Origin of the sequence: Falsiroseomonas oryziterrae, assembly GCF_021864505.1 — a bacterium.
Taxonomy (GTDB): domain Bacteria; phylum Pseudomonadota; class Alphaproteobacteria; order Acetobacterales; family Acetobacteraceae; genus Falsiroseomonas; species Falsiroseomonas oryziterrae.
Window position 1 is genome coordinate 1 of sequence record NZ_JAKJIB010000211.1, and the last position, 7,047, is coordinate 7,047.

8 protein-coding genes and 1 pseudogene are annotated in these 7,047 nt (G+C 72.4%); 3 read left to right on the top strand and 6 right to left on the bottom strand.

The window, feature by feature from the left end; genetic code table 11:
• The 3 genes from L2I40_RS15675 to L2I40_RS15685 form a co-directional block, all read right to left on the bottom strand.
• On the bottom strand, positions 1-307 hold a 307-nt coding region (locus L2I40_RS15675; RefSeq protein WP_237216139.1), incomplete at its 3' end, for a hypothetical protein.
• Positions 304-978: a response regulator transcription factor gene (locus L2I40_RS15680; RefSeq protein ID WP_237216140.1), complete on the bottom strand. Its 675-nt coding sequence runs from the start codon at positions 976-978 to the stop codon at positions 304-306. The genes L2I40_RS15675 and L2I40_RS15680, both read right to left, overlap by 4 nt.
• A gap of 32 nt (positions 979-1,010) precedes the next feature.
• Entirely contained in the window at positions 1,011-1,517 is a 507-nt protein-coding gene (locus L2I40_RS15685) for a DUF2244 domain-containing protein (protein ID WP_237216141.1), read from the bottom strand.
• Positions 1,518-1,666: 149 nt separating this feature from the next.
• On the opposite strand from L2I40_RS15685, the gene nth reads away from it, so the two are divergent.
• The 3 genes from nth to glf all read left to right on the top strand — a co-directional run bounded on the left by nth (position 1,667) and on the right by glf (position 4,966).
• Complete coding sequence (gene nth / locus L2I40_RS15690) at positions 1,667-2,314, top strand: endonuclease III (RefSeq protein WP_237216142.1); 648 nt, start codon at positions 1,667-1,669, stop codon at positions 2,312-2,314.
• 233 nt (positions 2,315-2,547) lie between these two features.
• Complete coding sequence (locus L2I40_RS15695; RefSeq protein WP_237216143.1) at positions 2,548-3,765, top strand: glycosyltransferase family 1 protein; 1,218 nt, start codon at positions 2,548-2,550, stop codon at positions 3,763-3,765.
• Entirely contained in the window at positions 3,758-4,966 is a 1,209-nt protein-coding gene (glf, locus tag L2I40_RS15700) for a UDP-galactopyranose mutase (protein WP_237216144.1), read from the top strand. Before L2I40_RS15695 ends, glf begins: the two co-directional genes overlap by 8 nt.
• A gap of 117 nt (positions 4,967-5,083) precedes the next feature.
• Here glf and L2I40_RS15705 read toward each other — a convergent pair whose 3' ends face one another.
• From L2I40_RS15705 to ybeY, 3 genes and pseudogenes are all read right to left on the bottom strand, one after another.
• A complete protein-coding gene (locus L2I40_RS15705; RefSeq protein ID WP_237216145.1) occupies positions 5,084-5,917 on the bottom strand; it encodes a xanthine dehydrogenase in 834 nt (277 codons plus the stop codon).
• 15 nt (positions 5,918-5,932) lie between these two features.
• Positions 5,933-6,856, bottom strand: a complete 924-nt coding sequence (locus L2I40_RS15710) for a hemolysin family protein (protein ID WP_237216146.1) — start codon at positions 6,854-6,856, stop codon at positions 5,933-5,935.
• Positions 6,853-7,029 (bottom strand): annotated as a pseudogene (ybeY, locus tag L2I40_RS15715) (rRNA maturation RNase YbeY); the annotation flags it as partial. The gene L2I40_RS15710 and the pseudogene ybeY, both read right to left, overlap by 4 nt.
• Positions 7,030-7,047 lie beyond the last annotated feature (18 nt).

Consider the following 7,047-nt stretch of genomic DNA (forward strand, 5'->3'; position numbering starts at 1 on the left):
AGCCCGCGACGGCGCGCCCGTCCGGCGCGCGCAGCTGCACGAGGATGGCGCTCGGCGTGCGCTCGCGCGAGCGCGCCTCGACCGCGAGCACGAGGCCGGGCAGCCCGGCCGCGCGCCAGTCGCGCACCAGCAGCTCCGCCTCCGCCCGGATCGTGTTGTCGAGCGCCTGTTCGAGTGCCGCGGAGCTGCGCAGCCAGCCGAGGCCGAGGCCGATCGCGGAGATCGCCAGCACGCCGGCCGCCGTGACGAGTGCGACGCGGAGCGCGACGCTGCGCGTGAGGCGCCTGAGCGCCGCGCCCCAGGTCACGCCTGACCCAGCACGTAGCCGACGCCGCGCACGGTCTGGATCGGGGCCGGCGATCCCTCGCGCGCGAGCTTCCGGCGCAGCCGGCTGACATGCACCTCGACCAGGTTGGTGGTGGGATCGAAGTTCAGGTCCCAGACGCCCTCCAGCAGCATCGTCTTGGTCAGCACCTGGCCCGGGCGACGCATCATGTACTCGAGCAGGCGCAGCTCGGTCGGCAGCAGCTCCACCGGCTGGCCCGCGCGCTTCACGCTGCGCTTCAGCAGGTCCATCTCGATGTCGCCGACCTGCAGCAGCACGGGATCGGTGGACGCCGCCGGGCGCCGCGCCAGGGCCGCGATGCGCGCGCGCAGCTCGCTGAAGGCGAAGGGTTTCCCGAGATAGTCGTCGGCGCCGGCGTCCAGGCCTTCCACGCGGCGTTCGACCTCGCCGAGCGCGGTCAGCACCAGCACCGGCGTCGCGATGCCGGAGGCGCGCAGCGCGCGCAGGATGGTCAGGCCGTCGGGGCCGGGCAGCATGCGGTCGGTGACGATGACGTCCCAGCTCTCCCCGGCGGCGAGCAGCATGCCGTCCTTCCCGGTGCGGGCGACGGCGACGAGGTGGCCGATCTCGCGCAGGCCCTTGGCGATGTAGTCGGCGGTCGCCGCGTCGTCCTCGATCAGCAGGATCCGCATGGCGGCCAGGATAGCGCGCGGCGCCGCCGCGGCTATTCCCGCAATTGGGGATTGTCGAAGATCGGCGTCCGGTAGCGGCGCAGCGCCGCCTCCAGCGCGGCGGCGAGGGCACGCTTCTCCTCGGCCGAGAGGAAGCGGCCGATCTCGATGCGGCGGCCGCGGGCTTCCGCGGTGAGCAGCGGGACGGCGCCGTCGCGCTCCTCGAGAGTCAGCCGGGCCCAATAGGCGTCGAGCTCGGCCGCTTCCTGCCGTCCACGGCCGTCATGGCGCGTGAGCGTCAGCCGGCCGCCCGAGAGCAGCACCGTCTCCACCGCGCGGCGGTTCCAGGCCCTGTGGAGCGCGACGAGCAGGAGCACGAGCGCGACCTCGGCGCCGAGGAAGCCAAGGACGGGCCAGGCGCCGAGCAGGGTGAAAAGCACGCCCGGGATGGCGGCGCCGAGCAGCGCGAGGCCGGCCAGCCAGCGCATGCCGCGCGCCGACAGCCCCTCGGGCGGGGTGCTGACGGCTTCGAAGAGGATCGGCTCGGCGCCCCCTGACATGCTGTGAGAGTATGGGGTAGGTCGGGCGGAACGCCATGCCCCGTTCCGCCACGCCCCGTTCCGTGACATCCCGTTCCGTGACATCCCGCCCGGCCCCGTCCAGGCCGCCGCTGCATGGCAGCGCGACCGCCCCCCGACGCGCGCGGGCCATGAACGCCACGCAGGCCGCCGCCTTCCTGCGCGCCCTGGCGGTGGCGAACCCGGCGCCCGAGACCGAGCTGCTCTACACCGACGCCTTCACGCTGCTGGTGGCGGTGGTGCTCTCGGCCCAGACGACGGATGCGGCGGTGAACAAGTGCACGCCCTCGCTCTTCGCCGCCGCGCCGGACGCGGCGGCGATGGCGGCGCTCGGCGCGGAGGGGATCGCGCCGCATATCCGCCGGATCGGGCTGTGGCAGGCCAAGGCGCGCAACGTCGCGGCTCTCGCGCGGCAGTTGGTCGAGCGGCATGGCGGGCAGGTGCCGAACGACCGCGCGGCGCTGGAGGCGCTGCCGGGCGTCGGGCGCAAGACCGCCAATGTCGTGCTGAACGTCGCCTTCGGCGCGGAGACGATGGCGGTGGACACGCACATCTTCCGCCTCGGCAACCGGACGGGCCTCGCGCCCGGCAGGACGACGCGCGCCGTGGAGGACGCGCTGGTGCGGAAATGCCCGCCCGAGATGCTGCGCGACGCGCATCACTGGCTGATCCTGCACGGGCGCTACGTGTGCAAGGCGCGGATGCCGGAATGCTGGCGCTGCCCGGCGGTCGCGCAGTGCAACTACAAGGACAAGGTGCTGGCGCCGCCGGCGAAATAGACGGCCGCCGCGCCGTTGCGCCGGACGTGCGGAACGTTCCGCGCTCTCGCGCCGACGTGACTCCGGCCCGGAACCGCGGCGCAGCAATCCGCGTTCTCCCGGCATCCAGGACGTCCAGGCGTTCCGGGGCCGCGGTTCGTAGTTCACCGCATGGACGCCATCCGTGCCTCTGCCGACGCGGAGCGGGACGGCGCGCGCCCCTGTCGCTGGCTCCCTGTATCGAGGAGAGAGACATGAACGGGGCTCCGCCCAGTCCTGACCGCGCCCGCGACGATCGTCCGGTGCTGCTCGTGCTGTCGCATCTGCGCTGGGACTTCGTCTTCCAGCGCCCGCAGCACCTGATGACCCGCGCGGCGGCGACGCACGAGGTGCTGTTCTTCGAGGAGCCGGTGTTCGAGGCGGGCGCCCAGCCGCGCCTCGAGTGGTTCGAGCGCGGCGCCGTGCGCGTCCTGCGCCCCGTCCTGCCGGAGGGCATGAGCCACGCCGTGGCGGTGGCGGCGCAGCGCGCGCTGCTGGAGACGGTGCTGGCGCGGCGCGCCGGCCGGCCGCTGGTGGCCTGGTACTACTCGCCGATGTTCCTGGAGATCGCGCCGCAGTTGCCGGCCGATGCGATCGTCTATGACTGCATGGACGAGCTGTCCGCCTTCCGCGGCGCGCCGCCCGCGATGGTGGAGTTCGAGCGCCGCCTGCTGGCGCGCGCCGACCTGGTCTTCACCGGCGGGCGCAGCCTCTACGAGGCGAAGCGCGGGCGGCACGCGAGCGTGCATTGCCTGCCGTCCTCGATCGACGTGAAGCATTTCGCCCAGGGGCGCGCCGAGCCCGTGGAGCCGGAGAGCCTGCGCGCCATTCCCCGCCCGCGGATCGGCTTCTTCGGCGTTGTCGACGAGCGGATGGACCTGGAGCTGGTGGCGGAGCTCGCGGCCCTGCGCCCCGACTGGCACCTCTGCATGATCGGGCCGGTGGCGAAGATCGACCCGGCCAGCCTGCCGCAGGCGTCGAACATCCATTGGCTCGGCGGGCGCGACTACCGGGAGCTGCCGGCCTATCTGGGCCATTGGGAGCTGGGCTTCATGCCCTTCGCGCTGAACGAGAGCACGCGTTTCATCAGCCCGACCAAGACGCCGGAATTCCTCGCCGCGGGGCTGCCGGTGGTCTCCACCGCCGTCACCGACGTGGTGCGCGACTATGGTCCCCATGGGGGCGAGCCGGGACTGGTCGAGATCGCGCAGGACGCGAAGGAGATGGCGCTGAAGGCGGAGATGCTGCTGCGGCGACCGCGCGCGACGTGGCTCGCGCAGGTGGATGCGCGGCTCGCGCGCGACAGCTGGGATCTCACCTGGTCGAGGATGGAGGCGCTGATCCGCGGCGTGCGGGCGGCGAAGCGACGGCCCGGCGCGGGCGTGCCGGTTGCCGCGCGCGCAGCCCGCGCCGCGGAGCCGTCCCATGTCTGAGAGGGTCGCGCGGCTGCCGACGGCGGAGAGCGGCAGCTTCGACTGGCTGATCGTCGGCGCTGGCTTCGCCGGATCGGTGCTGGCGGAGCGCATCGCGAGCCAGCGCGGCGAGAAGGTGCTGGTGATCGACCGGCGCGAGCATATCGCCGGCAACGCCTATGACCACCTGGATGCGGCGGGGGTGCTGATACACCGCTACGGGCCGCACATCTTCCACACCAATAGCGAGCAGATCTTCGCCTACCTCTCGAACTTCACCGCCTGGCGCTTCTACGAGCACCGCGTGCTGGCGCAGGTGAGGAGCCCGAGGACGGGCGAGGACATGCTGGTGCCGATGCCGATCAACCTCGACACCGTCAACCGGCTCTATGGCCTGAGCCTGACGGAGGACGAGGTCGAGGGCTGGATGGCGTCCCGCGCCGAGCGGGTGGAGACGGTGCGGACCAGCGAGGACGTGGTGGTCGGCAAGGTGGGGCGCGAGCTCTACGAGCTGTTCTTCCGCGGCTACACGCGCAAGCAATGGGCGCTCGACCCGAGCGAGCTGGACCGCAGCGTGACGGCGCGCGTGCCGACGCGCACCAACCGCGACGACCGCTACTTCACCGACTGCTTCCAGTTCATGCCGCGCGACGGCTACACGGCGATGTTCCGGAAGATCCTCGCGCATCCGAACGTCACGGTGCGCACGGGGATGGATTTCCGGGAGGCGCGCAAGCGCTTCTCCTTCCGTCGCCTGATCTGGACGGGGCCGGTGGATGAATACTTCGGGTTTCGCTTCGGCAAGCTGCCCTATCGCAGCCTGACGTTCCGGCACGAGACGCTGGACCGCGAATGGGCGCTGCCCACGGGGACGGTGAACCACCCGGCGGAATCGACGCCGTTCACCCGCGTCTCCGAATACAAGTGGATGACCGGGCAGCAGCACCCGAAGACCAGCGTGACCTACGAGTTCCCGAGCGCGGAGGGCGATCCCTACTACCCGATTCCGCGCCCGGAGAACGCCGCGCTCTACAAGCGGTACGAGGCGCTGGCGGATGCGGAGCGCGACACCTGGTTCGTCGGCCGGCTGGCCACCTATCGCTACTACAACATGGACCAGGTGGTCGGTCAGGCGCTGGCGACCTTCGAGCGCATCCAGAAGGCGGTGCCGCAGGAGGCGGCGAACGACGACGCGGCGCGCGTGAAACGGGCGGGTGCGTGAGACTGAGCGGCGGGGAGGGCGCGCCCCTCCCCAATTCGAGCCCGCGATGCGCGGTGTTCCCGTCCCGGCTGCTTGCGGAACTGACGCGCCAGCGTTCTGCTCACCGCTGCTCGACGGTCATCCCGTCGTTCTCAAGACGCCAAGCACGGCTTGGGCGATGCGCCGCGGCCGTTCGGCCACGCCGAAGCACAGCGCGGGATCCCCCCGCGGGTCCACCTCCAGCACCTTCGCACCCGCCGTGACCATAACCCCGTCGCGAACCAGTCCGCGCAGCGCGCCGGCGATCGGCGCGCACAGCGTCTCCCCGGCGACCGTCGCGACCGGTTCCCCGCCGGCCACGACATCCCCGATCCGTCGCGCGGTGCGCAGGATTCCGGCGGCGGGCGCGTAGGCGACGCGCTCCCGCCCGATGCCGGCGATGGCGCGCGGTTCACCGCGAAGCGGAAGGGTGGCGCCTGCGTGCAGCACCCGCCCGAGGTCCTCCCAGCTCGTCTCGATCGCGACGTCGCAGTTCCGGCCCGGGACGAAACCGACACCGAGGCCAATAGCGAGCGGGACCAGTCCTCGCCGGTCGGGTGGATCGGCACGCTTGCGCATCAGGGCGTCCACAAGCCCCGCGAAGGGCGCGGCGGCCAGGACCTCCGGCAGCGCCAGCGCCGTGACGCAGACGTCGTCCCGCGCTGCGAGGAGGGAAGCGAGCGATGCTGCGGCGTCGACGCGGCGGGCGACGACTCCGGAGAGCACCGCCTCTCCGTCCCACAGCGCATCGGCGAAGGCCATGCCGCGGCGTGGATGGGCGGGCGCCTGCGTGTCGACGATGGCAACGGCGAAGCCCGCGCCGTGCAGCGCGTGGGCGACCGCCGATCCGACGTCCCCGGCGCCGAGCACCAGGATCGGCCCGCTGCGCGATGCATCGAGGCCCCTGGCATCGACGCGCGGCAGCGTCTGCATGCCGCCGCGCCCCGCCTATTCAGCCGCCTGCTTCGGCACCTCGCCGGCCGCGCCGGGACGTCGCACGCGCAGCCGGCGGATCCGGCGCGGATCGGCTTCCAGCACGCGGAACTCGAGGCCGCTCGGGTGGCTGATCAGCTCGCCGCGCGCCGGCACGCGGCCGGCCAGCGTGAAGACGAGGCCGCCGACGGTGTCGATGTCGGCCGCGCGCTCCTCCTCCGTCAGCACGGTGCCGAGCTTCTGCTCGAAGGCCTCGACCGTGGTTCGCGCATCGAGGTCGAGCGACCCGTCCGGGCGCTCCGTCATCGTCGCCGTCGCGACCTCGTCGTGCTCGTCGCTGATGTCGCCGACGATGGTCTCCACCAGGTCCTCGATGGTGACGAGGCCGTCGATGCCGCCGTACTCGTCCACCACCAGGGCCATGTGGATGCGCGCCGCGCGCATCTGCAGCAGCAGGTCGAGCACCGGCACGGTCGGCACCACCAGCAGCGGCTTGCGCAGGATGTTCTTCAGCGAGAAGGCCGACGGATCGCGGCCGACCTGGGCGAAGACGTCCTTGATGTGGACCATGCCCACGATCTCGTCGAGGTTGCCGCGATAGACCGGGAAGCGGCTGTGGCCCTCGCGCTGGATCAGCTTGATGGCCTGTTCCAGCGTCAGGTCCTCCGGCATCGCCAGGATGTCGGCGCGCGGCACCATGATGTCGTAGGCGGTCTTGTCGCGCAGCCGCAGCACGTTGCCGAGCAGGATGCGCTCATGCGGGTCGAGGCCGCTGGCGATGTCGCCGCGGCGCGCATCGGCGCCGTCGCGCTGGCGTTCCTCGAGCAGTTCTTCCACCCGGTCGCGGACGGATTCCGCCTCGCGCTTGCGGAGCAGGCCGTGCAGCTTACCGAACAGGCCGCCACTGGCGGCCCCGTTGCCGTGTCCGTTGCCGCTCACGTCAGCCCCTTCCACGGGTTGGGGCGACCCAGCTTCCGCATCACGCGCGCCTCGGCGCGTTCCATCCGGCGCGCCTCGCCGGCGGCCAGGTGGTCGTGGCCGGCCAGGTGCAGCGCGCCATGGGCAACGAGATGCGCCAGGTGGTCGGCGGCGCGGCGGCCGGCGCCACGCGCCTAGCGCCGGACCGCCCC

What these genes read in the sequence shown, in the direction of transcription:
- L2I40_RS15685 (WP_237216141.1), bottom strand. Translation starts at nt 1,517, where the DNA reads ATGTCAGGGGGCGCCGAGCCGATCCTCTTCGAAGCCGTCAGCACCCCG.
- L2I40_RS15705 (WP_237216145.1), bottom strand. Translation starts at nt 5,917, where the DNA reads ATGCAGACGCTGCCGCGCGTCGATGCCAGGGGCCTCGATGCATCGCGC.
- L2I40_RS15680 (WP_237216140.1), bottom strand. Translation starts at nt 978, where the DNA reads ATGCGGATCCTGCTGATCGAGGACGACGCGGCGACCGCCGACTACATC.
- nth (WP_237216142.1), top strand. Translation starts at nt 1,667, where the DNA reads ATGAACGCCACGCAGGCCGCCGCCTTCCTGCGCGCCCTGGCGGTGGCG.
- L2I40_RS15695 (WP_237216143.1), top strand. Translation starts at nt 2,548, where the DNA reads ATGAACGGGGCTCCGCCCAGTCCTGACCGCGCCCGCGACGATCGTCCG.
- glf (WP_237216144.1), top strand. Translation starts at nt 3,758, where the DNA reads ATGTCTGAGAGGGTCGCGCGGCTGCCGACGGCGGAGAGCGGCAGCTTC.